Genomic DNA, 26,225 nt, shown 5'->3' on the forward strand with positions numbered 1-26,225 from the left:
CCTGGACACATCCTGAGACGGGGCTTGACGTGAGCGGTGCGCCACCGGCAAGGTCGGGGACGACGCACCCACGCAAGTCCCACCCGTCAACGACGACCCAGGAGACAGCAGTGGCTCTGACGTCCTCGCGCGCCCTCGGCGCGCCATCTCGCAGCACCACGTCCCATCCCGTCGGCCCGGACACGGGCCACCCCACCGGCCCCGGCGTACGGCGCGTCGCCGCCGTGCTCGCCGCGGCGCTCGTGCTCGCGCTCGCGCTGCTCGCTCTGCCCGGGCACGCGGCGCAGGCGGCGTCCGTCGTGCTCTCGCAGGGCAAGACGACGACCGCGTCGTCGGTCGAGAACGTCGCGACCCCGGCGAGCTCCGCGACCGACGGCGACCTCGGCACGCGCTGGTCGAGCCAGGCCGCGGACCCGCAGTGGATCGCCGTGGACCTCGGCGCGGCCAAGGCCGTGACGGGCGTGCACCTCGCCTGGGAGACCGCGTACGCGTCGGCGTACCAGATCCAGACCTCGGACGACGGCTCGACCTGGACCACGAAGGCGACCGGGACGGCGTCGTCGTCGACCGCGCAGGACGTCGCCGTCACCGCGACGGCCCGGTACGTCCGGCTGTACGCGACGGCGCGGGCCACCCAGTGGGGCGTGTCCCTGTGGGAGTTCCAGGTGCTGGGCGCGGACGCGGCGCCGCCCGCCGGCGACACGCTGCTCTCGCAGGGCAAGGCGACCACCGCGTCGTCGGTGGAGAACGCCGGCACGCCGGCGAGCGCCGCGACCGACGGGAACACGGGGACGCGGTGGTCGAGCGCCTACGCCGACCCGCAGTGGCTCGCCGTCGACCTCGGCTCGGCGCAGCCGCTGTCGCGCGTGCACCTCGTGTGGGAGACCGCGTACGCGACGCAGTACCAGATCCAGACGTCCGACAACGGCTCGACGTGGACCACCCGGGCGACGGGGACGGCCTCGTCGTCCGCGCCGCAGGACGTGGCGCTGTCCGTGACGGCGCGCTACGTGCGGCTGTACTCGACCGCGCGCGCCACCCAGTACGGGGTGTCGCTGTGGGAGTTCCAGGTGTACGGGGGCGACGGCTCCACGACGCCGCCGACCGACCCGCCGTCGGGCGACACGAAGCTGCTGTCCTACGGCAAGCCGGCGACGGCGTCCACGTACCAGGACGACGGCCAGTGCCCGGGCTGCACGCCCGCGAAGGCGTTCGACGCCGACCCGGCCTCGCGGTGGGCGACGAACGCCACGACCGGCTGGACGGACGCGGGCTGGATCCAGGTCGACCTCGCGAAGACGGCGCACGTCTCCCAGGTCGTCCTGCAGTGGGACCCCGCCTACGCGACGGGCTACCAGGTGCAGGTGTCCGACGACGCCCAGAACTGGCGGACGATCTACACCACGACGACGGGCAAGGGCCTGACCGAGAAGCTCGACGTGTCCGGTGACGGCCGCTACGTGCGGCTCAACCTGACCAAGCGCTCGGGCCCCTACGGCTACTCGCTCTACACCTTCGACGTGTACGGCACGGGCGGCGACCCGGTCGCCCCGCCGACGTCGAACGTGCCCGACCCGAACTTCACGCACCTCGCATGGAGCGACGAGTTCGACGGCGCGAACGGGAGCGGGCCCGACACGTCGAAGTGGACGATCGACTCCGGCACCGGCCAGAACGGTGAGCAGGAGTACTACACGCCGTCCGGCAACGCGAAGCTCGACGGCCAGGGCCACCTGGTGATCGAGGCACGCAAGGAGTCCGCCGGCGGCCGCGACTACACGTCCGCGCGGCTCAACACCTCGAACACGTTCATGTTCCAGTACGGGCGCGTCGAGGCCAGGATCAAGGTCCCCGAGGGCCAGGGCTTCTGGCCGGCGTTCTGGATGATGGGCTCGAACTTCCTCACGGGCACGCCGTGGCCGCAGAACGGTGAGGTCGACATCATGGAGGTCCTCGGCAAGGACACCACGACGTCGTACTCGACCCTGCACGCCCCCGCGTACAACGGCGGGGGCGGGTACGGCGGGTCGTACGGTCTGCCGGACGGCAGCAAGCTGTCGGGCGGCTTCCACACGTGGGCGGCCGAGTGGGACAAGACCGGCATCCGCTACTACCTCGACGACCGGCTCGTCTTCACGGCCGACAAGGCGACCGTCGAGGCGACGCGCGGCCCGTGGATCTACGACCACCCGTTCTACGTGATCCTCAACCTCGCGGTCGGGGGTGACTGGCCGGGCAACGTCGACGCGACGACGCCGTTCCCGGCACAGATGGTCGTCGACTACGTGCGCGTGTACCGCTGACGACCGGTGGGCGCGGCGGGCTGCCGGTAGCCTGCCGACATGACCGTCGCGCCCACCGCACCGGATCCCGTCCGGCTCGCCGACGTCGTCCGCGTGCTCGACGCGCTCTACCCGCCGTCCACGGCGGAGTCGTGGGACGCCGTCGGGCTCGTCGCGGGTGACCCGTCCCAGCCCGTCCGCCGCGTGCTGTTCGCGGTCGACCCGGTGGACACGGTCCTCGACGAGGCCGGCGAGGTGGGCGCCGACCTGCTGGTCACCCACCACCCGCTCCTGCTGCGCGGCGTGCACTCGGTCGCGGCGACGACGTTCAAGGGCGCGTTCCTGCACCGGGCGATCCGCGCGGGCGTCGCCGTGTACACGGCGCACACCAACGCCGACGCCGCGCGAGGCGGGGTCGCGGAGGCGCTCGCGGAGCTGGTCGGCGTCGTCGACGCGGAGCCGCTCGTCCCCGCGGACACCCGCGACCACACGCTGCCCGCGATCGGGATCGGGCGCGTCGGGAGGCTCGCCGAGCCCGTCCCGCTGCGCGCGTTCGCCGAGCGCGTCGCGGCGGTGCTGCCCGCCACCGCGCAGGGCGTGCGCGTCGCGGGGGACCTGGACGCGCTCGTCGAGCGGGTCGCCGTCGTCGGGGGAGCGGGGGACTCGCTGTTCGACGCCGTCCGCTCGTCGGGCGCGGACGTCTACGTGACCGCGGACCTGCGCCACCACCCCGCGTCGGAGCTGCGCGAGCGCGCCGAGCATGAGGCGCGGGCCGCGGGTGCGAGCACCGCGCGTCCCTTCCTCGTCGACGTCGCGCACTTCGCCTCCGAGTGGCCGTGGCTCGAGCACGCGTCGCGCGACCTCGTGCGCGTGCTCGGCGAGACCGTGGACGCCCCGCGCGCGGGTAAGTTGGACGTGCGCGTCAGCACGCGCCCGACGGACCCGTGGACCGCCCGGTTCCCGTCGCCCTGATCTGTCCCGAAAGGACCGTTGTGGCCACTGCTCCTGCGTCCGACCAGCTCCGCCTCCTCGACGTCCAGGCCCTCGACACGCGGCTGCAGCAGCTCGCGCACCGTCGGTCCGCGTCGCCCTCCGTCGCCAAGGTCACCGAGGTCGAGGGCCGGCTCGCCGACGTCCACACGTCGCTCGTCCAGTCCCGGACGGCCGCGGAGGACCTGCGGCGCGAGGTCGCGAAGGCCGAGCAGGACGTCGAGCAGGTCCGCACCCGGGCCGCGCGCGACCAGCAGCGCCTCGACTCGGGGGCGGTGGGCGCGAAGGACGCGCAGGCGCTCGTCGCCGAGCTCGCGAGCCTCGCCCGCCGCCAGGAGGCGCTCGAGGAGGTCGAGCTCGACGTCATGGAGCGGCTCGAGGCGCACGAGGCGGCGCTCGCCGAGCTGGAGTCCGCGCACGCGCAGCTCGTCGCCGAGAAGGAGGCGGCGGAGTCGGAGCGCGACGCCGAGCTCGGGGACATCGACGGCACCGTCGCGGAGGTCGCCGCGGAGCGGCTCAAGGCCGCCGACGGGATCGACGCCGGTCTCCTCGCCCTCTACGACAAGGTCCGGGCCCAGGCCGGCGGGCTCGGCGCGGCAGCCCTCCGTGGGCGTCGCTGCGAGGGCTGCCGCCTCGAGCTCAACCCCGGGGACCTGCGCGCCATCGCCGCGAAGGGCCCCGACGACATCGTCCGCTGCGAGGAGTGCGGCCGGATCCTGGTGCGCGTCGAGCCCGCCGGACCGGCCGCGTGACCGGCGGGAGCCGCCCGTCGGGGGTGACCGTCCGCTTCGACGACGCCGAGCCGCTCACCGTCGCGCTCGTGCGCCACGGCGTGACCGAGATGACGGTCGCGGGCGCCTTCTCGGGCTCGGGCGAGCCGGGGCCGTCGCTCACGGCGGCGGGCCGGGTCCAGGCCGCGCAGGCCGCGGACCTGGTGCACCGGATCGGTCGGACGGCGTGGGCGGACCTGCCGCGCGCGTCGGCCGTCGTCGCGTCGCCGATCGTGCGCACGCAGGAGACGGCCGCTGCCGTCGGGCGTCGGCTCGGCGTCCCTGTCCGGACCGACCCGCGGTTCGCCGAGATCCACTTCGGCGAGTTCGAGGGCCTGCGGTTCCCGGACGTCGAGGAGCGCGACCCGGGCTGGCTCGAGCGGTTCTACCGGGGCGGCGACGTCGCGGCGCCGGGCGGCGAGTCGCTCGTCGACGTCGGCGAGCGCGTGTGGGAGGGTCTCCGCGCGTTGCGTGACGAGGGCACCGGACGGACCGTCGTGGTGGTCACGCACGCCATGGCCGTGCGCGCCGCCGTCGGGCGGGCGTTCGGCTCGCCGCCGTCGCACTGGACCAAGACCCGGATCACGCCCGCGTCCGTCACGATCCTGCGGCTGTGGCCTGACGACGAGACCGAGGCGACCGTCGTGGGGTGCCCCCGGACCTGTGATGAGCCTTGCTCAGCGCGTTGTCAGAACATGGTGCCCGTCGACGTGCTCCTGGTTCTGACAGGTTCGCGATCAGGGGCGTCGACGACGACGAGCTCGAGCGTCTGCCCACGTCGGGCTCCGGCGACCAGCTCGGCCGCGACGACCCGCCGCCGGTCCACGGTGGTGCCCACGAGCTCGCGCGCGGCAGCGAGAAGGCCGTCGGCCGTCGTCGGGGGCTCGCCCTCCCGGCGCAGCAGGTGGCCCACCAGGACGCCGCGCGTGTGCTTCGCGTGGTGCGACACGACCGAGCGCCGGCCGGCGTGCTCGCGCAGCACCGTCACGGGCACGTGCGTCGCGGATGCGGGCGGCTTCCACGCTGCGGCGTACGTCGCGGACCGGCAGTCGACGACGACGTCACCCTCGGCCCGCGCGTCGAGGGCCTTCGCGAGGGCTCGCGCCAGGACCGGGCGAGCGGCCCGACGCCGGGCAGGTCCACGCCCATCGACAGCCGGTACGCAGGGATCCGGTCCGACGGCGTCACGACACCCCAGAGCGCGCTCACCACCCGCACGTCGGCAAGCCGGGCACGGAGGCGGGCTGCGCCGTCGTCGTGCGCGGGAGCCAGCCCCGCGGCGGCGTAGAGGACGCCCGTGTAGACGTGCGCCGCGGCCGCTGCTGGCTGCTCGCGGAGCGTCACGTTGCGGCGCACCTCGTCGCCCAGGGACGCCCCGACGTGCAGGACCTCGAGCGCATCGGGCCGCGCGCTCACCGCGGCGAGCGCGTCGAGCACGCGCTCGCGGTGCTCGGTCAGCTCCGGGGAGGTCAGGGCGGTCAGGTCGACGGCGTCGCCCGACTCGGGCGCGGTCTTCCCCTCGGACGGCGGCAGCAGGACGAGCACGCCGCCACCCTACGGGCCGTGCACGGTGCGAACCGCCCGTCCCGCGGTCCGGACGGCGGCAGGTCCTGTGACGTGGCGCACGCTACGGTCGGGCGATGGCCCAGGTGAAGGTGTACGGGCGGCGCTCGCAGTGGGCTGACCGCCGTGACGAGCTGTCGGACGCGCTGCACGACGCGCTCGTGCGCACGTGGCAGCTCCCGGCCGAGAGGCGGTTCCACCGGCTCTGCTGGCTCGACGACGCCGACCTGGTCGCCCCGCGCGGTGCCGCGTACCTCGTCGTCGAGGTCGTGTGCTTCACCGGTCGCAGCGACGACGCGAAGCGCGCGCTCGTCCGGGCGCTGTTCGACGACGTCGCCCCGCGGTTCGGCCTGCCCGCCGACGACCTCGAGGTGGTGATCCTCGAGGCGCCGCAGGTGAACTGGGGGATCCGTGGCCGGTCGGGCGACGAGCTCGCGCTCAGCTACCGCGTCGACGTCTGACACGACTGGCCTGCGGGAACGATTCCGGCCGGTAGGCTGGGCACGCGGACGAGTCGGTCGGACGGCCGCGTCATCGCCGGGCTGGCGTCTGGCGGTGCCGAGGAACGTCCGGGCTCCGAAGGGCAAGGTGGTGGGTAACGCCCACCCGGGGTGACCCGCGGGACAGTGCCACAGAGAACAGACCGCCACGCACGGCCTCGGCCGGGCGTGGTAAGGGTGAAACGGTGGTGTAAGAGACCACCAGCGTGCCGGGTGACCGGCACGGCTCGGTAAACCCCACCTGGAGCAAGGTCAGACAGACTGTGTTTGAGGGCGGCCCGCCCGATTCTCTGTCGAGAAGCACAGTCGGGTAGACCGCTCGAGACGCGTGGCAACGCGCGTCCTAGATGGATGGCCGTCACCCGCGCGGGGGCAACCGCGCGCGGGGACAGAACCCGGCGTACAGACCGACTCGTCCGCCCTGTCAATGTGCCGCGAGCGCGCGCAGATACCGCCGGCGGTACAGCTGCTGCGCCACGAGCGCTGCGGGGAAGAGCACCCACCACCGGCCGCGGCCGGCGTGCGTGATCGAGCGGAGCGTCAGCGTCACGTTCCCGTCCTTGTCGCGGCCGACGATGAACGCCTCCTTATCCGTCACGGGATGCCCGACGAGCGTGCCGTAGGCCAGGGCGGTCCGGTGGCTGGTCTCGACGACCTCGACGACCTCGACGGGCTCACGGACTCGGAGCGGACCGATGTGCGCCGTGAGCCAGAGACGGTCACCTCGGCGCGCGACGGTGCCGGGTTCCAGCTCCGGTGCGACGAGGAAGCCGCTCCGTGTCTTGACGCCCCACCGAAGGACTTCCGACGACGCTCGGTGCCAGAGCTCCGGACCGGAGCCCAGGCACACCGACCGCTCGTACGCGCGCCAGCCGTCTGGCGGCTGCCACGTCGTCGTTCCGGGCGTCGTCGCACCCACGACGTCGTAGCTCCGATCGCGTCGGGCGAGCTGGGCCGCTTCCAGGGTCACCAGGTCCGTGGCTGCGCCGCCGGCCATCGTGACGGCCGACCGGACGGCGGCCTCCTCGCGGGGCGTGAGGTGGAAGCACGCGCTGGTGCCCGTGTCGTTCACGGACCAGATGATCCGCCCGGAGGCACCGAGACCGGTGGAGCCGATGCTGAACGGCGCGAGGCCGAGGGCGATCTCGAAGTCCTCGTCGTCGGCCGGATCGAGGGGAGCGAGATCCGGTGGTGGCGTCCCGCGGCGAGCCGGAGCTCCGCCTCGCGGACGATCGGTCGGACTTCCGGCGGCCATTCGGCGTCGGAGAGGACGTCGACGTCGACATGCGTCAGTCGGCTTCGCTGCGCCCGGAGCGCGGCACGCGCGGCAACCTCGAGCGTCCCGGGCGCCGCGCCGTCGGCCACTGCTGCCCACCGTGCGCCGTCTTGCCGTCGCACCGAGATGCTCACGGCGGACATCCTGCCCCACCGGTGTCGGGCGCGCGCCACACACCGGTCGCGAATGTTGCCAGCGTGTTCCCAGGCTCGCGTCAGGTTGCCCTCATGTGACGCGAGGACGCTCGTGTGTGTCGGGACGGTAAAGACTCCGCCACGGGGATTACACATCCGAGCGGGTCTGGGTTAGCCTCGTCGCACACGCCGGTCAGGGTGTGGGATCAGGGGACCCACCACCGGTGGACGCAACGAGGCGTCAGGCACAGGGAGCGAGGTCGGGTCAGCGTGGTCGGAACGGATGGTGTGGTGGCGACGGGCACGATCGCCCTCGTCGAGGAGCAGGACCGCACGGTCGTCGTCCTCACGGGCGAGATCGACGTGGCGCTCCGTGCCGAGGCGAGCGCGGCCCTCGCCAACGCCCTCGAGCGCGACCTTCCCGTCGTGATCGACGCATCCGAGGTGACGTTCGCGGACTCGACCGGGATCGCGTTCCTCGTGCAGTTCGTGACCATCGGTCACGACGAGGGTCTCGACGTCATGCTGCTGGACCCGCCCCAGATCATCGTCGAGGTGCTCGACATGCTGGGCGTGCGTGAGCTGCTGGTGCGTCCCGCCGCTGCGGAGCCGGCGGTGGCTGCGAGCGGCGCCGCCTGACGCGGTACCGACCCGCGACCCCGCACCTTCAGCTGGTCGCGATCTCCTCCTGCGCGGCGAGCCACGAGGCCCCCACGATCCCGGCACGGTTGCGGAGGGCCGCCGGCACGATCGGGGCGCGCAGGTGCAGCAGGGGCAGGAACTTCTCCCAGCTCTTCGACACCCCGCCCCCGACGACGATGAGGTCGGGGGACAGCAGGTTCTCCACGACCGAGAAGTAGCGCTGCAGCCGGACCGCCCACTCCTCGTAGCTGAGGTTCTCCCGCTCGCGGGCCAGCGTCGACGCCTTGGACTCGGCGTCGTGCCCGTCGATCTCGAGGTGCCCGAGCTCGGTGTTCGGCAGGAGGATCCCGTCGACGAACAGCGCGGAGCCGATACCCGTGCCGAGCGGCGCGACCAGCACGACACCCTCGGTGTTCCGGGCGGCGCCGTAGTGCAGCTCCCCGTACCCGGCGGCGTCGGCGTCGTTGACGGCGGCCACGGTGCGGCCGGTCGCCTCGTGCATGACGGACACGAGGTTGGTCCCGGTCCACGACTCGTCGAGGTTCGCGATGAACGTCACGACGCCGTGCTTGATGGGCCCGGGGAAGGCGACCCCGACGGGCGCGTCGGGCAGGTCGAAGGAGTCGACGATCTTCGCGACGATCTCGGCGACGGCGCCAGGGGTCGAGTTCTCGGGGGTCGGGATGCGCACGCGTTCCGCGGCGAACTCGCCGGTCTTGAGGTCGACGGGCGCACCCTTGATGCCGGTGCCGCCGACGTCGATGCCGATGGCGATCTCGGGAGTCTTCTTCGGTGAGCTCATGGCAGGGTCAGGATCTCCGCTCCGGTCTCGGTGACGACGAGGGTGTGCTCGAACTGCGCGGTGCGCGACCGGTCGGCCGTGACGACGGTCCATCCGTCGTCCCAGGCCTCCCAGGCGTAGGTGCCGAGGGTCAGCATCGGCTCGATGGTGAAGACCATGCCCGGCTCGATCACGGTCGAGTAGGCGGGCGCGGCGTCGTAGTGGGGGATGACGAGGCCCGAGTGGAAGGACTCGCCGACGCCATGGCCCGTGTAGTCGCGGACCACGCCGTACCCGAAGCGGGCCGCGTACTTCTCGATCACGCGCCCGATGACGTTGACCTCGCGGCCCGGCGCGACGGCCTTGATCCCGCGAGCGAGCGCCTCTCTCGTGCGCTCGACGAGCAGCCGGGAGTCCTCGTCGACGTCGCCGACGAGGAAGGTCGCGTTGGTGTCCCCGTGCACCCCGCCGACGAACGCGGTGATGTCGACGTTGACGATGTCGCCGTCGAGCAGCTCGGTCGTGTCGGGGATGCCGTGGCAGATGACCTCGTTGACCGACGTGCACAGCGACTTCGGGAAGCCGCGGTAGCCCAGGGTCGACGGGTAGGCGCCGTGGTCTAGGAGGAACTCGTGGCCGACGCGGTCGAGCTCGTCGGTCGTCACGCCGGGCGCGACGTGGCGGCCGACCTCCTCGAGAGCGCGGGCCGCGATCCGGCTCGCTGTGCGGATCCGGTCGATCGTCTCGGGCGTCTTGACCTCGCTCCCGGTGAAGGGAGCGGGGGCGGGCTTGCCCACGTACTCGGGCCGGGCGATCGAGGCGGGCACGCTCCGCACCGGCGAGACGGTCCCCGGGGTCAGGGGAGCGGTGGTGGTGGCCCGCGCCGTCGTCGGGCGCGGGACGGAGGACGTCGCGGCAGGTGGGACGGGCATGGCCCCGAGTCTACGGACGCCTGGGCCGCGCTCGCGTGCCGACCGCGGCGACGCAGGGCAGAATCCACCCATGAGCACGGACGCGGAGTACTACTTCAACACCAAGACGGGCGAGGTGGAGGAGGGCAAGCCGTCGTCCTGGACGCACCGGATGGGCCCGTACGCCACGCGCGAGGAGGCCGCGCACGCGCTCGAGCGCGCCGAGCAGCGCAACGAGACGTGGGACGGCCAGGACGCCAAGCAGCCCGGCGCGTTCGACGACGAGGACGACTGAGGTCAGCTCTCGAACGAGTGCTCGGCCCGGGGAAGGCCCCCGACGTCACCTCGTCGACGTACGACTCCGCGGCGGCGGTGAGCGCGGCCCCGATCTCCGCGAACCGCTTCGCGAAGCGCGGCGACCAGTCGCCCATGCCCGCCATGTCGGTCCACACGAGCACCTGGCCGTCGACGTCGGGCCCGGCGCCGATGCCGATGGTCGGGATCGCGAGGATCTCCGTGACGCGGGCGGCGACGGGTGCCGGCACCATCTCGAGGACGACGGCGCTCGCCCCGGACTCGGCGAGCGCGAGCGCGTCGTCGCACAGGACGTCGGCGGCCTCGTCGCCCCGGCCCTGGACACGGTGACCGCCCAGGATGTTCTCGGACTGCGGCGTGAAGCCGAGGTGCCCGATCACCGGGATGCCAGAGTCGGTCAGGAGCTTGACGTGCGCGGCGACGCGGCGCCCGCCCTCGAGCTTCACGGCGTGGGCGCCGGTCTCCTTCATGATCCGCACGGCGGTCGCGAACGCGTGCTGCGGCGAGTCCTCGTACGACCCGAACGGCAGGTCCACGACGACCATGGCGTGCTTCGCGGTGCGGGCGACCGCGCGGGCCGGCGGGATCATCTCGTCGACCGTCACGGGGATGGTGTTCGGGTGCGCGAGCATGTTGTCGCCGATCGAGTCCCCGACGAGCAGCATGTCGACGCCCGCGGTGTCGAAGATGCGCGCCACGACCGAGTCGTACGCGGTGAGCATCGTGAGCTTGCGGCCCTGGGCCTTGGCCTCGGCGAGGTGCTGCACCCGCACGCGCTTGCGGGTGGGCGCGTTGCCGGCCTGAGGGGTGGGCGCTGCGGGCTGGGTCATGACGGGTTTCCTTCCTGGGGCTCGCGCCAGCGGGACGTGATCGGCAGACGCCGGTCGCGGCCGAACGCGAGGGCGGTGACCTTGGTGCCGAGCGGGTACTGGCGCCGCTTCCACTCGGCGCGGTCGACGAGGGTGACGACCTTGTCCACGACCTCGGGGTCGAAGCCCCGGGCCAGCAGCTCGGCCCGCCCCTCCGCGTGCTCGATGTATGCGTCGAGGACCTCGTCGAGCACGTCGTAGGGGGCAAAGAGTCCTGGTCGAGCTGGCCGGGGCGCAGCTCCGCGGACGGTGGCTTGGTGATGGACGACTCGGGGATCGGGGGATCTCGCCGGCGTCGAGCGCGTGGTTGTTGCGCCAGCGCGCGAGGCGCCAGACCTGCGACTTGTCGACGTCCTTGATGGGGGCGTAGCCGCCGATGGAGCCGGCGTCGTAGATGGTCGCGTAGCCCGTCGCGAGCTCCGACTTGTTGCCGGGCGCGATGACGAGGTGGCCCTCGCGGTTGGAGATGGCCATGAGGAGCACGCCGCGGACACGGGCCTGCAGGTTCTCCTCCGCGACGCCGTCGAGGTGCAGCTCGCCCTGGAACGCGTCGACCATCGGCGCGATGGGCTGGACCCGGTAGTCCGCGCCCAGCCGCTCGGCGAGGTCCGCGGCGTCGTCCTTGCTGTGCTCCGAGGAGTACGCGGACGGCATCGAGACCCCGACGACGTTCTCGCCACCGATCGCGTCCGCGGCGATCGCGGCGGTCAGGGCCGAGTCGATGCCCCCGGACAGGCCGAGGACGACCGACCGGAACCCATTCTTGCGCACGTACCCGGCGAGGCCGGCGACGCAGGCGCGGTAGACCTCCTCGTCCGCCTCGAGCGGGGGAGCGACCGTGCCGCGCGCGAACGTCTCGCCGCGCGCCGGCAGATCCCAGACCAGCAGGTCGGGCACGAACTGCGGCGCCCGCGCGAGCGGGGCGTCCGAGCCCGGCGCGACCACGAACGAGCCGCCGTCGAACACGAGGTCGTCCTGGCCGCCGACCTGGTTGACGTAGAGCAGCGGGGCGCCGACCTCGGACGCGCGCCGCGCCGCGAGCTCGGTGCGCTGGTGCCCCTTGCCCTCCTCGAACGGCGAGGCGTTGACCACGAGCAGCGCGTCGACGTCCTCGCCCGCGAGCGCGGCGACGGGGCCGCCGTCCTGCCAGATGTCCTCGCAGATCACCAGGCCGAGCCGGCGCCCGTCGACGTCGAGCACGCACGTCGAGTCGCCGGGGGTGAAGACGCGGAACTCGTCGAACACGCCGTAGTTGGGCAGGTGGTGCTTGTCGTACGAGGCGACGACGCGGCCGCCCCGCAGCGCGATCGCCCGGTTCGTGGGCCGCGACGGCGACCCCAGCGCGGCCATCGGCCGCTCCTTGATCGGCCGCGCCCCCACTGTCCCGACGACGACGGTCACGTCCCCGAGGCCCTCGTCGGCGAGCGTGCGGGCCAGGTCGTCGCCGGCCCGGTACGCGGCCCGGCGGAACGACGCCCGCAGCGCCAGGTCCTCGATCGGGTAGCCCGTGAGGGTCATCTCGGGGAACGCGACGAGACGGGCACCGGCGTCGGCGGCCTTGCGCGTCCACTCCAGCACGGTCGCGGCGTTGCCCGCGACGTCGCCGACGCACGTGTCCACCTGGGCGAGCGCGATCCGCAACGGCGGGGTCGTGGGCTCCATGGGGTCAGCCTAAGAGGTCCCGTGGGGCGGTCCGCGACACGCCGACGACGCGACCCGCGGGCGGACGCGCGGCGGGTGTCCACAACGGGGCGCCGCGTCGGGCAGGATGGGGGCATGGACAGGCAACAGGAGTTCGTGCTGCGCACCGTCGAGGAGCGCGACATCCGGTTCATCCGGCTCTGGTTCACGGACGTGCTCGGCATGCTCAAGTCGGTCGCCGTCGCGCCCGCCGAGCTCGAGTCGGCGTTCTCGGAGGGCATCGGCTTCGACGGGAGCTCGATCGAGGGCTTCACGCGCGTGTACGAAGCCGACATGATCGCGAAGCCCGACCCGACGACCTTCCAGGTCCTGCCGTGGCGCGGTGAGCAGCAGGGCACCGCCCGCATGTTCTGCGACATCCTCACGCCCGACGGCGAGCCGTCGCTCGCGGACTCGCGGTACGTGCTCAAGCGCGCGCTCGCGAAGGCCAGCGACAAGGGGTTCACGTTCTACACGCACCCCGAGGTCGAGTTCTACCTGTTCCAGGCGCTCGACCTCGACGCGCCCGTCCCGCGTCTGGTCCCCGTCGACCGGGGCGGCTACTTCGACCACGTCCCGCGCGGGTCGGCGCACGACTTCCGGCGTGCCGCGATCACGATGCTCGAGTCGATGGGCATCTCGGTCGAGTTCTCCCACCACGAGGCGGGGCCGGGCCAGAACGAGATCGACCTGCGCTACGCGGACGCGCTCACGACCGCCGACAACCTCATGACGTTCCGCACGGTCGTCAAGGAGGTCGCGCTCGAGCAGGGCGTCTACGCGTCCTTCATGCCCAAGCCGCTCGCGGAGCACCCCGGCTCCGGGATGCACACGCACATGTCCCTGTTCGAGGGGGACCGCAACGCGTTCCACGAGCCCGGGTCCCAATACGAGCTGAGCAAGGTCGCGCGGCAGTTCATCGCAGGGCTGCTGCACCACGCCGCCGAGATCACCGCCGTCACCAACCAGTACGTCAACTCGTACAAGCGGCTGTGGGGCGGCTCCGAGGCGCCGAGCTTCGTGAGCTGGGGCCACAACAACCGGTCCGCGCTCGTCCGCGTGCCCATGTACAAGCCGGGCAAGGGCAACTCGAGCCGCATCGAGTACCGCGCCCTCGACTCCGCCGCCAACCCGTACCTCTCGTTCGCGCTCCTGCTCGCCGCCGGGCTCAAGGGGATCGAGGAGGGCTACGAGCTGCCCGAGGAGACGTCCGACGACGTCTGGGAGCTCACCCCGACCGAGCGCCGCGCGCTCGACATCCGCCCCCTGCCGCAGGACCTCGACGAGGCCATCGGCATCATGGAGCGGTCCGAGCTCGTCGCCGAGACCCTCGGCGAGCACGTCTTCGACTACGTGCTCCGCAACAAGCGCGAGGAGTGGACGGCGTACCGCACGCAGGTCACGCCGTTCGAGCTGGAGCGCTTCTTCTCGATCCTGTGACCCCGCCCGTGACCCGCCGCCCGCAGACGCTCGCCGGGCGCCTGACGCGCCTGGGCTTCACGGCCGTCGCCCGTGCCGAGACGTTCGTCGCGGACCCCGCGTTCGCGGCGGTCGTCGGGGCGGTCGACGCGACGTCACCGCTGCTCGACGCGCTGGGCGCGGTCGCGGACCCGGACCTGGCGCTGCTCGCGCTCGTGCGGCTGGCGGAGTCGGCGCAGCGTCGCGACGCCGCCGGGGACGGCGAGACGCTCGCGCTCCTGCGCGACGTGCTCGCGCCCGGCACCGGCGACGGCGGCACCCCCGCCCTCGCGCCCCGGCGCACCGAGGCTCGACCTGCACCTGAGGGTGAGGGGTCGGCGTCGGGCGAGCACCGGGCTGACCTTCGAGCGGAGGTCGAGGGTTCGCCCGCGCCGGTACCGCCGGAGGTCGTCCGGCAGCGGCTGCTGGCCGTCCTCGGCGCGTCGGCCGCGCTCGGCGACGAGCTGGTCCGGCACCCCGAGCTGCTCGCGGTGCTGACCGACCCCGACCCCGCGCTCGGCCGGCCCGTGGCGGCCGTCCGGGCGGAGCTGCTGACCGCCGTCGGCGCCGACCCGGGGGCGGACGTCCCCGTGGCCCGTCTCGCCGGGAGCGAGGGCGTCGACGCGCTCCGCCATACCTACCGTGCGCGGCTCCTGCGGATCGCCGCCGCCGACCTGTGCTGCGGCGAACCCCTGACCCGGCTGCCCGGCGTCGCCGCGGCGCTCGCCGACCTCGCGGCCGCCGCGCTCGAGGCCGCGCTCGCCGTCTCCCGCGCCGAGCTCGACGACCACGGCGCGGGCGTGCGCCTCGCCGTCATCGGCATGGGCAAGACCGGGGGCGCGAGCTCAACTACGTGTCCGACGTCGACGTCGTCTACGTCGTCGAGCCCGAGCCCGGGTACGACGAGGAGTACGCCACCGCAGTCGGGACCCGCCTCGCGACCGGCCTCATGCGGGCCTGCGCCGCGCCGTCGGGAGAGCCCCCGTTGTGGGCCGTCGACGCGGCCCTGCGCCCCGAGGGCAAGCAGGGTCCGCTCGTGCGGACCCTCGCGAGCCACCTCGCCTACTACGAGCGCTGGGCCAAGACCTGGGAGTTCCAGGCGCTGCTCAAGGCACGCCCCGTCGCGGGGGACCCCGAGCTCGGCCGCGCCTACCGCGACGCCGTGGACCCGCTCGTCTGGCGGGCCGTCGAGCGCGACAACTTCGTCGAGGACTCGCAGGCGATGCGGCGGCGCGTCGAGGACCACGTCCCGGCTGCCGAGGCCCACCGACAGATCAAGCTCGGCAAGGGCGGCCTGCGCGACGTCGAGTTCACCGTCCAGCTCCTCCAGCTCGTGCACGGGCGTGCGGACGAGTCGATCCGCAGCCCCAACACGCTCACCGCGCTCGCCGCCCTGTCCGACGCCGGGTACGTCGGGCGGGCGCACGCGGCGCGCCTCGCGGTCTGCTACCGGTTCCTGCGCGCGCTCGAGCACCGCATCCAGCTCTACCGGCTGCGCCGCACGCACCTCATGCCCACCGCCGACGCCGACCTGCGCCGTCTCGCCCGCTCCCTCGGCATGCACGCCGAGGGCGACGACGGGATGGTCGAGCGCTGGCGGGCGACCCGGCGCGAGGTCCGCACCCTGCACGAGGAGCTGTTCTACCGCCCGCTGCTGCCCGCGACGGCCCAGCTCTCCGAGGAGGAGGCGAGCCTCGCGCCCGAGGCAGCCCGCGCCCGTCTGGCCGCCATCGGCTACCGGGACCCCGCCGGCGCGATGCGCCACATCCAGGCGCTCACCGACGGGGTGAGCCGCCGCGCCGCGATCCAGCGCCAGCTCCTGCCCGTGATGCTCGGCTGGTTCGCCGACGGCGCCGACCCCGACCGCGGGCTGCTCGCCTTTCGCAAGCTGTCCGACGAGCTCGGCACCACGCCCTGGTACCTCAAGCTGCTGCGCGACTCCGGGTTCGCGGCCCGCCGCCTCGCGACCCTGCTCGCGAACTCGCAGTACGTCGCCGACGCGCTCGCGCGGTCGCCCGAGTCGGTCGCCTGGCTCGACGACGACGCCGACCTCGCGCCGCGTGACCTCGCCCGCCTCGACGCCGAGGTCGACGCCGTCCTGACCCGGGCCGACCAGACGCAGCCCGCCACGACGACGCTGCGCGCCGTGCGTCGTCGAGAGCTCGCCCGGACCGCCGCAGCGGAGCTGCTCGGGCTGACCGACACCGTCCCCGCGATGGAGGCGATCTCCGCCGCGGCCGACGTGGTGCTCGTCGGGGCGCTGCGCATCGCGGCCTACGACGCGCGGGCCGAGCTCGGGTACGGCACGAGCCCCGACGAGTCGCCGACGAACCTCCTGGTCGTCGGGATGGGGCGGCTCGGCGGCCGGGAGATGGGCTACGGCTCGGACGCCGACGTGCTGTTCGTCCACGACCCGCGGCCCGGCGTCGACCCCGGCGCCGCGCAGGCGTTCGCGCTGTCCGTCGCCACCCGCATCCGGACGATCTGCGGCGCGCTCGGCGCCGAGCCCGCGCTCGCCATCGACGCCGACCTGCGCCCCGAGGGCCGCAACGGTCCGCTCGTGCGGACCCTCGATTCGTACGCCGAGTACTACGAGCGCTGGTCCTCGCCGTGGGAGGCGCAGGCGCTCCTGCGGGCCCGCTCGGTCGCCGGCGACGAGGGTCTCGCGGCCCGGTTCGTGGCGCTCATCGACCCGCTGCGCTACCCGGACGGCGGCATCGACCTCGCGACGGTGCGCGAGATCCGGCGGATCAAGGCACGCGTGGAGGCCGAGCGCCTGCCCCGCGGCGTCGAGCCCACCCGGCACCTCAAGCTCGGTCGCGGCGGCATCTCCGACGTCGAGTGGACCGCGCAGCTCCTGCAGCTCCAGCACTCCCACGACGTGCCGGAGCTGCGCACGACCGAGACCGGGGTTGCGCTTCGCGCCGCCGCCTCCGCAGGCCTCCTCGCCGCGGACGACGCCGACGAGCTGTTCGACGCCTGGCTGTTCGCGTCGCGCCTGCGCGCCGCGAACGTGCTCTGGTCCGGCCGGCCGACCGGGCAGGCCGTCGACGTGCTCCCGCACGAGAGCCGCAACCTCGCCGGCCTCGCCGCCGCGCTGCGCTTCGACGGGTCCGGCGGCGACCTCGAGGACCACTTCCTGCGGACCGCCCGCCGGGCACGCGCCGTCGTCGACCGCGTGTTCTACGGCGAGGGCTAGACCCCGGCACGCCGAGATCGAGGTTTTCCGCCGAGATCGAGGTCATAGGCCTCGATCTCGGCGGAAAGCCTCGTACTCGACGTCGCCGTCCGGGGCCGGACGCACCGGCGGCGCCCTCCCCGAGGGGAGAGCGCCGCCGGCACTCGTACTGCGACGTACCGATCAGACGTCGTAGTACAGCTCGAACTCGTGCGGGGTCGGACGCAGGCGGACGGGGTCGATCTCCTTCTCACGCTTGTAGGCGATCCAGGTCTCGATCAGGTCCGGCGTGAACACATCGCCCTGCGTGAGGAAGTCGTGGTCGGCCTCGAGCCGGTCCAGCACCGCGTCGAGCGAGCCCGGGACCTGCTGGATCTGCGCGTGCTCCTCGGGGGCAGCTCGTACAGGTCCTTGTCGACGGGCTCCGGCGGCTCGATCCGGTTCTGGATGCCGTCGATGCCGGCCATGAGCATCGCCGAGAACGCCAGGTACGGGTTGCTCGACGGGTCGGGGACGCGGAACTCGATGCGCTTCGCCTTGGGCGAGGAGCCCGTCACGGGGATGCGGATGCACGCGGAGCGGTTGCGCGCCGAGTACACGAGGTTGACCGGGGCCTCGTAGCCCGGGACCAGGCGGCGGTAGGAGTTCACCGACGGGTTCGTGAACGCGAGCAGCGACGGGGCGTGCTTGAGCAGGCCGCCGATGTACCAGCGCGCGAGGTCCGACAGGCCGCCGTAGCCCTTCTCGTCGAAGAACAGGGGCTCGCCGTCCTTCCAGAGCGACTGGTGCGAGTGCATGCCCGACCCGTTGTCGCCGAACAGCGGCTTCGGCATGAAGGTGACCGTCTTGCCGGCGCCCCACGCAACGTTCTTGATGACGTACTTGAACTTCATCAGGTCGTCGGCTGCGTGCTGCAGGGTGTTGAAGCGGTAGTTGATCTCCTGCTGTCCGGCCGTGCCCACCTCGTGGTGCGCGCGCTCCACCTGCAGGCCCACCTGGGTGAGCATCGCGACCATGTCGTCACGAAGGTCGGCCATCTGGTCGTTGGGAGAGACGGGGAAGTAGCCGCCCTTGTAGCGGGTCTTGTAGCCGAGGTTGCCACCCTCCTCGTCGCGGCCGGTGTTCCAGGCGGCCTCCTTCGAGTCGAGCGAGTAGAACGACTCGTGCTGGTTCGTCGAGAACCTCACGTCGTCGAAGATGTAGAACTCGGCCTCGGGCGCGAAGAACGCCGTGTCCGCGATGCCGGTCGAGCGGAGGTACGCCTCGGCCTTCGCCGCGATGTTGCGCGGGTCGCGCGAGTACGCCTCGTCCGTGAACGGGTCGACGATCGAGAAGTTCACCACGAGCGTCTTGTGCTTGCGGAACGGGTCGACGAACGCCGTCTGGACGTCGGGGATGAGCTTCATGTCCGACTCGTGGATCGCCTGGAAGCCACGGATCGACGAACCGTCGAACATCATGCCGTCCGTGAACGCGGCGTCCTCGAACTCCGAGATCGGGATGTTGAAGTGCTGCTGGACGCCCGGCAGGTCGCAGAAACGCACGTCGACGAACTCGACATCCTGCTCCCGCGTGAAGGCGATCGCCTCTTCCGCGCTCTTGAACATGCGATGAACTCCTTGATCGGTGGAGCCCCTTCTCGGGGCGTCTCGAACCTAGGGCGAGGCGGTTTCGCCTCCGTGTAGGTCGTGTTTCAGGCACGTTACGCGTGGTGCCACCGTGTGACGAGTTCGTCTCACGGACGGGACGGGTCCCCGCCCGACGGCGTCCGGTCGCCCAGGTCGCCCCCGTACCCTGGACCCGTGGTGTCACGCGACGAGATCGGCTCCTGGCTCGAGGGCACGCCCGGTGGCCCGTCCACCCGCGGCGCGCGGCTCGGCCTCCCCGCACGGGCCGGGGTCGCTCGCGCCCGTCGGACGGCGCGTCGTCGCGCTGCTGATCGACTGGGCGCTGTGCTGGGCCGTCAGCCTGGGGTTCTTCGGCGGCAACTCCTGGGCGACGCTGCTGATCTTCCTCGGGGAGAACGTCCTCCTCGTCGGGACCGCCGGGTTCACCGTCGGCCACCGCGTGCTCGGCCTCCGGGTGCGCCGGCTCGTCGCCGACGCCCCCGACGGGCCACCCGGCCCGCTGCGCGCGCTCGTGCGGTCGGTGCTGGTCTGCCTCGTCGTCCCCGCCGTCGTCTGGGACGGCGACGGTCGGGGCCTGCACGACCGCGCCGCGGGGACGGCGATCGTCCGCCGCTGAGCTGCTCCCCGGGTCGGTTCGGGTCCGGGATCGTGTGCCCGCCGCGCGCAGCCGTCAGGTGCCGGGAGACGGACGACCGGGGCCCCGAGCGACCGAGACCTGCCCGGACAGCACGAAGCCCCGTGCCCGACGACGTCGGGCACGGGGCTTCATCGTGTCGCGGTCAGCGGCCGCGCAGGCTCTTGCGGTCCGGGCGCACGCGCGTGGGGTCGATCCCCTTGGGGATCGGGAGCCTCGCGCCGCCCAGCGCGCGCAGGCGCTTGGAGACCTCGGCGACCTCCGCCTTGGTCAGCGTCGGCTTCATCTTCTGGACGGTCTTCACGAGCTTGCGGAGCGGGACCTGGCCCTCGCCGTTGCCGCACTCGAGCGTCGTGATCGGCACGCCCGCGACGACGCGCGCCGTGCGCTTCTTCTCGGCCTCGAGCAGACGCGTCGCGCGTCCCGCGGGGGCCTCGCCGACGAGGAGCACGCCCGCGCGCCCGACGCCGCGGAACACGAGGTCCTGGCTGCGGGCCTCGAACGCGACCGGCTCCTCCTCGAACGTCCAGCCGCCGCGGCGGACCGAGCCGAGCGCGGCGCGCGTCGCGCCGGGCTTGCCCTCGATCTGCTGGTACGCCGCCGCCTCGGCGCGGCGCGTCAGGACGAACATGCCGCCCAGCAGACCGAACGGCACTCCGACGATCAGGCCGGAGATCCAGTGGCCGCCGAGCAGGAAGCCCACGAGCGTCGCCACGACGACGACCCCGACGAACACGCCGAGGACCCACCACGTGACCGCGGGATCGCTGCGGCGCGTCATCGTGTACGCGGACCACACCTGGTGGTACCAGCGCTGCTTCTTCTGCTTGGGCTCGCTCGACGACTCTGCGCCGGCGCCCTTCGACGTGTCCTTGCTACGGGCCATAATCCGGCAGTCTACCGGGGCGCCGGACGGGCCGGGCGCCGCCCGCGGCCCGTCCGGACCCACCCTCAGCGGGCGAGCAGGGACGCGGCCTCCTGGCGCGACGTCGTCGGCTGGGCGAGGTGCGCGAGAGCGTCGGGGATGGTCTCGCCTCGGCGCGTCATGGCCTGCCCCCACAGGCGGCCGGCCCGGTACGACGACCGCACCAGCGGCCCCGACATGACACCGAGGAACCCGATCCGCTCGGCCTCGTCCGACAGCTCGACAAACTCCTCGGGCTTGACCCACCGGTCGATCGGGTGGTGCCGCAGCGACGGGCGCAGGTACTGGGTGATGGTGACGAGGTCGCAGCCCGCGTCGTGCAGGTCCTGCAGCGCCGACTTGGCCTCGTCGATGGTCTCGCCCATGCCGAGGATGAGGTTCGACTTGGTGACCAGGCCGGCCTCGCGCGCCTGCGTGAGCACCGACAGCGACCGCTCGTACCGGAACCCGGGGCGGATCTGCTTGAAGATGCGCGGGACGGTCTCGAGGTTGTGCGCGAGGACCTCGGGGCGCGAGCCGAAGACCTCGGCCAGCAGCTCGGGGATCGCGTTGAAGTCGGGGATGAGGAGCTCGACGCCCGTGCCCGGGTTCATGGCGTGGATCTGGCGGACCGTCTCCGCGTACAGCCAGGCGCCGCCGTCGGCCAGGTCGTCGCGCGCGACGCCCGTGACCGTCGAGTAGCGCAGGCCCATCGCCTGCACCGACTCGGCGACGCGACGCGGCTCGTCCGCGTCGAAGTCGGCGGGCTTGCCCGTGTCGATCTGGCAGAAGTCGCAGCGCCGCGTGCACTGGTCGCCGCCGATGAGGAACGTCGCCTCGCGGTCCTCCCAGCACTCGAAGATGTTGGGACAGCCCGCTTCCTCGCACACCGTGTGCAGTCCCTCGGAACGCACCAGGCTCTTCAGCTCGGTGTACTCCGGGCCCATCGTCGCGCGCGTCTTGATCCACGACGGCTTCTTCTCGATGGGGGTGGCCGCGTTGCGGGCCTCGATGCGCAGCATGCGACGGCCCTCGGGTGCGATGGTCACGCTGTCTCCCAGGTGGTGGTCGCCGGCCCCGGTCGGGGGCGGCGTGCGGGCGTCGTCCAGCCTACGGCAGCGCGGGAGCGCCGGACCCGCGGAGCGCGGGCGTCGCAGGGCTGGTCGGGGACGTCGTCGGCGGGTCCGCGACGACGGTGGCGAGCGCGTCGGTGAGCGCGCGCTCGAGCAGGGGACGGACCTCCTGGATCGTCACGGCCCGGCCGAGCTCGGCCGTCAGCGACGTCACGTCCGCGTCGCTGATGCCGCACGGCACGATCCGGCCGAACTCCCCGAGGTCCGGGTTGCAGTTGAGGGCGAGGCCGTGCATCGTCACGCCCCTGGCGACGCGGACGCCGATCGCGCAGACCTTGCGCTCGCGGCGCGCGCCGTCGGCGGCGAACCACACCCCCGATCGGCCCTCCACGCGGATGGTCTCGAGGCCGAGCGCCGCGCACACGTCGATGACGGCCTGCTCGAGGCAACGCACGTAGGCGACGACGTCGATCGGCGCGCGCAGCCGCACGATCGGGTACGCGACGAGCTGGCCCGGGCCGTGCCAGGTGACCTTGCCGCCGCGGTCGACGTCGACGACGGGCGTGCCGTCGTCGGGCCGCTCGTCGCGGTGGGTACGTCGTCCGGCGGTGTAGACGGGCTCGTGCTCCACGAGGAGCACCGTGTCCTGGCGTTCGCCCGCCGCGACCTCGGCGTGGATGCTGCGCTGCAGCTCCCACGTCGGCTGGTAGGGCGAGTGGACCGTGCCGAGCCCGAGCGGAGCGAAGCGCATGGACCCCAGGCTAGACCCGCTCGGCGGGTGCTCGGGCAGCCGTCCGCCGCGCCTGTGGACAACCGACGTGCGGTCGGCCGGTTTCCTGTTCGATGTCCCCATGACAGGTCCGAGCGAGCCCCGTCCGCCGGCGGCGTCCGGCGAGAACGCCGCCCTGGACGTCCCCGGCGGCCCGGTCCGCGAAGCCCTCCAGGCCGCCGGCTACACCGGCGCCGCGCGCGTGGGCGGCACCTGGGCGGTGCGCGCGCCCGATGGCGCAGCCTGCGCCCTGCAGGTCCTGCGGCGGGCGGAGCTCGGACCGGGCGTCGACGAGCGCGTGGCACGGCTGCGCACCGTCGAGCACGCCCACGTGGCACGTGTCGCGACCGTCGTCGAGGCCGGGGAGAGCTCGCCGTCGTGCTCCGCGGCGGGACCGGGACGACCCTGCGGGACGTCCTCGCGCGGCGTGGCGCCCTACGCGCGGGCGAGGTCGTGACGATCGTCACAGGAGCCGGGCACGCCCTCGCCGCCCTGCACGCGGCGGGCCTCGCGCAGGGCGGGGTCACGGCCGACCGGATCGTCGTCGACGACGACGGGCGCTGCCACCTGCAGCCCGACGTGGTGCCGCCCGGCGCGGGTGCGTCGCCGTCGGAGGACGTGCGTGCGCTCGCGGCCCTCGCGCGCGATGCGGTCGCGGACGGCGCCGACGCGGCCGACGGCCCGGCGACCGATCCGGCGCACGTCCCCGACCCCGACGACGCCGCGGCGGTCGCGGCGCTCCTTGCGATCCTCGACTCCACCGCGCGAGGCGCCGGCCCCCACGAGGCGGGAACCGCCGACGAGCTCGCGACCCGCGCCGCACGGACCGTCGCCGCCGAGCCCGTCTCCGTCCCCGACCTCGCGGCGCTCGCCGCCGTGGCGATGGGACGGTCCGCCGCACCGGCGGACGGATCGGTCCCACCGGCGTCGGCCGGGCGACCCGTCACCGGGGTCGTCCGACGCCCCGTCTCGCAGGTCCCGCGCCGGCGCGTGGTCCCGCCGCGGACGGCGGACCCCCTGGAGGACACGCTGGTCCGGGCACGTGCGCTCGCGGCTCCGGAGGGGCCGTACGAGCCCGAGGGCCGTCGGGCCCGGTCGGCCGCGCGCCTGCGGCGCCGCCGTGCCCGGAGCGTCACGCTGGCCGGCGCCGTCGCCGCGCTCGTCGTCGGCGCCGTGGTGCTGGTCGTGCTGCGCCCGTGGGGAGCGGTCAGCCCGCCGAGGCGGCGCCCAGCGCGTCGGCAGCGGCGTCCGCACCCGCCCCGACCGACGCGACGCTCGAGCGCGACCACCCGGACCGCGCGGCCCACGAGCTCACGCAGCGCCGCGGTGCGATGCTCGCGGGCGCCACCGCCGAGGACGCCGTGACCGTCGCGGGCTCGCCGGCGCGCGCCGCGGACGACTCACTGGCCGCTCAGGTCGCCCAGCGGGGCGCGCTCGTCACGGCACCACCGGTCGACGTGGCGGCCACGCGCGTGGTGAGGTCGGGCGCCGACGCGGCGACCGTCGACGTCCGGTACACGATCGGTGCTTACACCCTGCGCGCGAAGGATGGTGCCACGTCGTCGGTCCCGGCGGCGGCCGAGCGCACCGACCGGCTCGAGCTCGCCTGGACGGACCACGGCTGGCGCGTGCGGTCCGTGGCGGCCGGCTAGCTGTGATGTCCAGGGACGTTGTTTCGGCGACACGGCCGTGAAGAGCTGAGGGTGAGGGCCTCCGGTTGTGAAGTGGAGTTGTTGAGTTCAACCGCTTCACGAACCGGGAGGCCCTCGTGTCCCACGCTAACGCTGCTCTGACCCCGCGTGCCCGGCTGCGGCTGGCGCGCTTGATCGTCGAGGATCACTGGTCGCCGCAGGTCGCAGCGAAGATGTTCATGGTCTCGCCCGTCACTGCCCGCAAGTGGGCGGCCCGGCTGCGTTCGGAGGGACCCGCCGGGATGGCCGATCGTTCGAGCCGACCATGGTCGATGCCGACGAAGACACCACTGCCCGTGGTTAAGCAGATCGTGAAGAGGCGGTGGCGACGCCGACTGGGACCGATACAGATCGCCGGCGAGCTCGGCCTGCCCGCATCGACCGTTCACGCGGTCCTGGTGCGCTGCCGGATCAACAGGCTCAGCCATATCGACCGAGTTAGCGGTGAGTCGATCCGCCGTTACGAGCACGACCACCCCGGCTCGCTGATCCATGTCGACGTCACGAAGTTCGGCAACATCCCCGATGGTGGCGGCTGGCGATTCGTCGGACGCGTCCAAGGCGAGCGCAACCGGGAAGCCACCGCCAACCGCACGAAGAACAGGAACCACCGTCACGAGCCCAAGCTCGGCACTGCGTTCGTGCATACCGTGATCGACGACCACTCCCGCGTCGCCTACGCAGAGATCCATGCCGACGAGAAGGCAGACACCGCGATCGGTGTCCTGCGCCGCGCGGTGTCCTGGTTCGCTGCCCGCGGCGTCACCGTCGAGCGGGTTCTCTCGGACAACGGGTCTGCCTACAAGTCCCACGCCTGGCGCGACGCCTGCACGCAGCTCGGGATCACCGCGAAGAAGACCCGCCCCTACCGGCCGCAGACCAACGGGAAGATCGAGCGCTTCCACCGCACCCTCGCCGACGGCTGGGCCTACGCCCGCTTCTACGGATCCGAATCCGAGCGCCGATCCGCGCTACCCGGCTGGCTCCACTTCTACAATCACCACAGGCACCACTCCGCCATCGGAGCCCCACCCATCAGCAGGATCGACAACAACCTGCCTGGACATCACAGCTAGCTCGGGCGCTCCTCGGCCGCGGTGCGGAGCTCGCGGACGAGCCAGCCGACGGCGTCGGCCAGCCGCGGCTGGGACCACCGGAACCCGTCGGCATCGAGGACGCGCGGCACGAGCCGCGCCGAGGCGAGGATGTCGCCCGCAAAACCGCCGAGCGCGAGACGGAGCGCCGGCGCGGGCACCCGCAGCACCGCGGGCCGGTGCAGGGCGCGCCCGAGCGCGCGGGTCAGCTCGGCGTTCGGCACCGGGTCGGGCGACGCGAGGTTCACCGGACCGTGCACGCCCGACGCCGCGAGGTGCCGGATCGCGCGGACGTGGTCCTCGAGCGTGATCCAGCTCCAGATCTCGCGACCGTCGCCCAGCGGGCCGCCGAGGCCCGCCCGGAGGAGCGGGAGCAGGCGGCCGAGAGCGCCGCCGTCGGGCGTGAGGACGAGGGACGTGCGCAGCAGGACGACCCGCACGCCGGCGTCCCGGGCCGGGTCGGTCGCGGCCTCCCAGTCCGTCACGAGATCGGCCAGGAAGCCGTCGCCGCGCCGCGCCGTCTCCGGTAGCGGCTCGTCGCCACGGTCCCCGTACACGCCCATCGCGGACGCCTGGACCAGGGCCGGTGCGTCCACCCCGTGGCGGGCCAGCTCGCGGGCGAGCAGACCTGTGCCGGCCAGGCGCGAGCTGCGCAGCAGGGCGCGGTAGCGCCGCGTCCACCGACGGTCCCCGATGCCCACGCCGCCCAGGTTCACGACGACGTCCGCGCCGTCGAGCGCCTCGGCCGTCAGCACGCCGCGGTCGGGGTCCCACGGGACCGACGTGACGCCGTCGTCGGCGCCCGAGGGGCGAACGCTCCCCGGCCGCACGAGCCGCCGGACCCGTACCCCGTCGGCGCGCATCGACGCCACGAGCGCCGAGCCGATCAGTCCGCCCGACCCCGCGACCACGACCGTGCTGCCACGCGCCTCCTCCATACCCGCCGACGCTAGACCATCCCGCCCGCCGCGGGTCGTCAGAACCTCGCCACCGTCGACGGGTAGGAGGTTCTGACAGGTCGGAGCCGGGGACGACGACGGCGCCCCCGTCCGTGGACGAGAGCGCCGTCAGGCGTGCCGCTGT

Annotated in this window: 19 protein-coding genes, 1 other RNA gene and 6 pseudogenes; 15 read left to right on the top strand and 11 right to left on the bottom strand. The window is 73.3% G+C overall.

Annotated features, from left to right (window positions below; all coding sequences use genetic code 11):
* The first annotated feature begins 110 nt into the window (after positions 1 to 110).
* From QQK45_RS16350 to QQK45_RS16365, 4 genes and pseudogenes are all read left to right on the top strand, one after another.
* Positions 111 to 2,303, top strand: a complete 2,193-nt coding sequence (locus tag QQK45_RS16350) for a discoidin domain-containing protein (protein WP_284294175.1) — start codon at positions 111 to 113, stop codon at positions 2,301 to 2,303.
* A 39-nt stretch (positions 2,304 to 2,342) separates the two neighbouring features.
* A complete protein-coding gene (locus tag QQK45_RS16355) occupies positions 2,343 to 3,254 on the top strand; it encodes a Nif3-like dinuclear metal center hexameric protein (RefSeq protein ID WP_284294176.1) in 912 nt (303 codons plus the stop codon).
* A gap of 20 nt (positions 3,255 to 3,274) precedes the next feature.
* Complete coding sequence (locus QQK45_RS16360) at positions 3,275 to 4,024, top strand: zinc ribbon domain-containing protein (protein WP_284294177.1); 750 nt, start codon at positions 3,275 to 3,277, stop codon at positions 4,022 to 4,024.
* Positions 4,025 to 4,092: 68 nt separating this feature from the next.
* Positions 4,093 to 4,656 (top strand): annotated as a pseudogene (locus QQK45_RS16365) (histidine phosphatase family protein); the annotation flags it as partial.
* A gap of 74 nt (positions 4,657 to 4,730) precedes the next feature.
* Here the strand turns inward: QQK45_RS16365 and QQK45_RS16370 are convergent.
* Positions 4,731 to 5,587: pseudogene (locus tag QQK45_RS16370) on the bottom strand (YaaA family protein).
* Positions 5,588 to 5,682: 95 nt separating this feature from the next.
* Between QQK45_RS16370 and QQK45_RS16375 the strand changes: the two are divergent.
* Both QQK45_RS16375 and rnpB read left to right on the top strand, forming a co-directional pair.
* Entirely contained in the window at positions 5,683 to 6,066 is a 384-nt protein-coding gene (locus QQK45_RS16375; RefSeq protein WP_284294178.1) for a tautomerase family protein, read from the top strand.
* Positions 6,067 to 6,115: 49 nt separating this feature from the next.
* An RNA gene (rnpB, locus tag QQK45_RS16380) (RNase P RNA component class A) lies at positions 6,116 to 6,524 on the top strand.
* A 5-nt stretch (positions 6,525 to 6,529) separates the two neighbouring features.
* Here rnpB and QQK45_RS16385 read toward each other — a convergent pair.
* Positions 6,530 to 7,177 carry a DUF1990 family protein gene (locus QQK45_RS16385; protein ID WP_284294179.1) on the bottom strand — a complete coding sequence of 216 codons (648 nt, stop codon included), beginning with the start codon at positions 7,175 to 7,177 and terminating at the stop codon, positions 6,530 to 6,532.
* Between the two features lie 629 nt (positions 7,178 to 7,806).
* Between QQK45_RS16385 and QQK45_RS16390 the strand changes: the two genes are divergently transcribed.
* Positions 7,807 to 8,154, top strand: a complete 348-nt coding sequence (locus QQK45_RS16390) for an STAS domain-containing protein (RefSeq protein WP_284294180.1) — start codon at positions 7,807 to 7,809, stop codon at positions 8,152 to 8,154.
* A gap of 28 nt (positions 8,155 to 8,182) precedes the next feature.
* Here QQK45_RS16390 and ppgK read toward each other — a convergent pair whose 3' ends face one another.
* Both ppgK and map read right to left on the bottom strand, forming a co-directional pair.
* Complete coding sequence (gene ppgK, locus QQK45_RS16395; RefSeq protein ID WP_284294181.1) at positions 8,183 to 8,959, bottom strand: polyphosphate--glucose phosphotransferase; 777 nt, start codon at positions 8,957 to 8,959, stop codon at positions 8,183 to 8,185.
* A complete protein-coding gene (gene map, locus QQK45_RS16400) occupies positions 8,956 to 9,870 on the bottom strand; it encodes a type I methionyl aminopeptidase (protein ID WP_284294182.1) in 915 nt (304 codons plus the stop codon). The genes ppgK and map overlap by 4 nt, the downstream gene beginning before the upstream one ends.
* A gap of 70 nt (positions 9,871 to 9,940) precedes the next feature.
* Here map and QQK45_RS23370 point away from each other — a divergent pair, with 70 nt between their 5' ends.
* Positions 9,941 to 10,144, top strand: a complete 204-nt coding sequence (locus QQK45_RS23370) for an SPOR domain-containing protein (protein ID WP_284294183.1) — start codon at positions 9,941 to 9,943, stop codon at positions 10,142 to 10,144.
* 2 nt (positions 10,145 to 10,146) lie between these two features.
* On the opposite strand, the pseudogene panB reads toward QQK45_RS23370, so the two are convergent.
* Both panB and nadE read right to left on the bottom strand, forming a co-directional pair.
* Positions 10,147 to 10,994, bottom strand: a pseudogene (panB, locus tag QQK45_RS16410) (3-methyl-2-oxobutanoate hydroxymethyltransferase).
* Between the two features lie 378 nt (positions 10,995 to 11,372).
* Positions 11,373 to 12,695: pseudogene (gene nadE, locus QQK45_RS16415) on the bottom strand (NAD(+) synthase); the annotation flags it as partial.
* Positions 12,696 to 12,809: 114 nt separating this feature from the next.
* On the opposite strand from nadE, the gene glnA (QQK45_RS16420) reads away from it, so the two are divergent.
* A complete protein-coding gene (glnA, locus tag QQK45_RS16420) occupies positions 12,810 to 14,153 on the top strand; it encodes a type I glutamate--ammonia ligase (protein WP_284294184.1) in 1,344 nt (447 codons plus the stop codon).
* Positions 14,154 to 14,161: 8 nt separating this feature from the next.
* Positions 14,162 to 17,370 (top strand): annotated as a pseudogene (locus tag QQK45_RS16425) (bifunctional [glutamine synthetase] adenylyltransferase/[glutamine synthetase]-adenylyl-L-tyrosine phosphorylase).
* Positions 17,371 to 17,532: 162 nt separating this feature from the next.
* On the opposite strand, the pseudogene glnA (QQK45_RS16430) reads toward QQK45_RS16425, so the two are convergent.
* Positions 17,533 to 18,956: pseudogene (gene glnA / locus QQK45_RS16430) on the bottom strand (type I glutamate--ammonia ligase).
* 241 nt (positions 18,957 to 19,197) lie between these two features.
* Here glnA (QQK45_RS16430) and QQK45_RS16435 point away from each other — a divergent pair.
* On the top strand, positions 19,198 to 19,593 hold the full coding sequence (locus QQK45_RS16435; RefSeq protein ID WP_348525261.1) for an RDD family protein: 396 nt from the start codon (positions 19,198 to 19,200) through the stop codon (positions 19,591 to 19,593).
* Between the two features lie 163 nt (positions 19,594 to 19,756).
* Here QQK45_RS16435 and QQK45_RS16440 read toward each other — a convergent pair whose 3' ends face one another.
* The 3 genes from QQK45_RS16440 to lipB form a co-directional block, all read right to left on the bottom strand.
* Positions 19,757 to 20,497 carry a DUF4191 domain-containing protein gene (locus tag QQK45_RS16440; RefSeq protein WP_284294185.1) on the bottom strand — a complete coding sequence of 247 codons (741 nt, stop codon included), beginning with the start codon at positions 20,495 to 20,497 and terminating at the stop codon, positions 19,757 to 19,759.
* Between the two features lie 65 nt (positions 20,498 to 20,562).
* On the bottom strand, positions 20,563 to 21,564 hold the full coding sequence (lipA, locus tag QQK45_RS16445; protein ID WP_284294186.1) for a lipoyl synthase: 1,002 nt from the start codon (positions 21,562 to 21,564) through the stop codon (positions 20,563 to 20,565).
* Positions 21,565 to 21,625: 61 nt separating this feature from the next.
* Positions 21,626 to 22,339: a lipoyl(octanoyl) transferase LipB gene (gene lipB / locus QQK45_RS16450; protein WP_284294187.1), complete on the bottom strand. Its 714-nt coding sequence runs from the start codon at positions 22,337 to 22,339 to the stop codon at positions 21,626 to 21,628.
* Positions 22,340 to 22,439: 100 nt separating this feature from the next.
* Between lipB and QQK45_RS16455 the strand changes: the two genes are divergently transcribed.
* The 4 genes from QQK45_RS16455 (at position 22,440) to QQK45_RS16470 (ending at position 25,124) form a co-directional block, all read left to right on the top strand.
* Positions 22,440 to 22,814, top strand: a complete 375-nt coding sequence (locus QQK45_RS16455; RefSeq protein ID WP_284294188.1) for a hypothetical protein — start codon at positions 22,440 to 22,442, stop codon at positions 22,812 to 22,814.
* Positions 22,811 to 23,722: a hypothetical protein gene (locus tag QQK45_RS16460; RefSeq protein ID WP_284294189.1), complete on the top strand. Its 912-nt coding sequence runs from the start codon at positions 22,811 to 22,813 to the stop codon at positions 23,720 to 23,722. The genes QQK45_RS16455 and QQK45_RS16460 overlap by 4 nt, the downstream gene beginning before the upstream one ends.
* Positions 23,689 to 24,009 (top strand): hypothetical protein, encoded by a 321-nt coding sequence (locus QQK45_RS16465; RefSeq protein ID WP_284294190.1) that lies wholly within the window; start codon positions 23,689 to 23,691, stop codon positions 24,007 to 24,009. Before QQK45_RS16460 ends, QQK45_RS16465 begins: the two co-directional genes overlap by 34 nt.
* Before the next feature lie 116 nt (positions 24,010 to 24,125).
* Complete coding sequence (locus tag QQK45_RS16470; protein WP_284294191.1) at positions 24,126 to 25,124, top strand: IS481 family transposase; 999 nt, start codon at positions 24,126 to 24,128, stop codon at positions 25,122 to 25,124.
* On the opposite strand, the gene QQK45_RS16475 is transcribed toward QQK45_RS16470, so the two are convergent.
* Entirely contained in the window at positions 25,121 to 26,080 is a 960-nt protein-coding gene (locus tag QQK45_RS16475; protein WP_284294192.1) for a TIGR01777 family oxidoreductase, read from the bottom strand. The genes QQK45_RS16470 and QQK45_RS16475 overlap by 4 nt on opposite strands.
* Positions 26,081 to 26,225: the final 145 nt, after the last annotated feature.

The organism is Luteimicrobium album (genome assembly GCF_030161555.1).
Taxonomy (GTDB): domain Bacteria; phylum Actinomycetota; class Actinomycetes; order Actinomycetales; family Cellulomonadaceae; genus Luteimicrobium; species Luteimicrobium album.

Coding starts and splice junctions, on each gene's coding strand:
- QQK45_RS16355 (WP_284294176.1), top strand. CDS start 2,343: ATGACCGTCGCGCCCACCGCACCGGATCCCGTCCGGCTCGCCGACGTC.
- QQK45_RS16375 (WP_284294178.1), top strand. CDS start 5,683: ATGGCCCAGGTGAAGGTGTACGGGCGGCGCTCGCAGTGGGCTGACCGC.
- ppgK (WP_284294181.1), bottom strand. CDS start 8,959: ATGAGCTCACCGAAGAAGACTCCCGAGATCGCCATCGGCATCGACGTC.
- map (WP_284294182.1), bottom strand. CDS start 9,870: ATGCCCGTCCCACCTGCCGCGACGTCCTCCGTCCCGCGCCCGACGACG.
- QQK45_RS23370 (WP_284294183.1), top strand. CDS start 9,941: ATGAGCACGGACGCGGAGTACTACTTCAACACCAAGACGGGCGAGGTG.
- glnA (WP_284294184.1), top strand. CDS start 12,810: ATGGACAGGCAACAGGAGTTCGTGCTGCGCACCGTCGAGGAGCGCGAC.
- QQK45_RS16440 (WP_284294185.1), bottom strand. CDS start 20,497: ATGGCCCGTAGCAAGGACACGTCGAAGGGCGCCGGCGCAGAGTCGTCG.
- lipB (WP_284294187.1), bottom strand. CDS start 22,339: ATGCGCTTCGCTCCGCTCGGGCTCGGCACGGTCCACTCGCCCTACCAG.
- QQK45_RS16455 (WP_284294188.1), top strand. CDS start 22,440: ATGACAGGTCCGAGCGAGCCCCGTCCGCCGGCGGCGTCCGGCGAGAAC.
- QQK45_RS16465 (WP_284294190.1), top strand. CDS start 23,689: ATGCTCGCGGGCGCCACCGCCGAGGACGCCGTGACCGTCGCGGGCTCG.
- QQK45_RS16475 (WP_284294192.1), bottom strand. CDS start 26,080: ATGGAGGAGGCGCGTGGCAGCACGGTCGTGGTCGCGGGGTCGGGCGGA.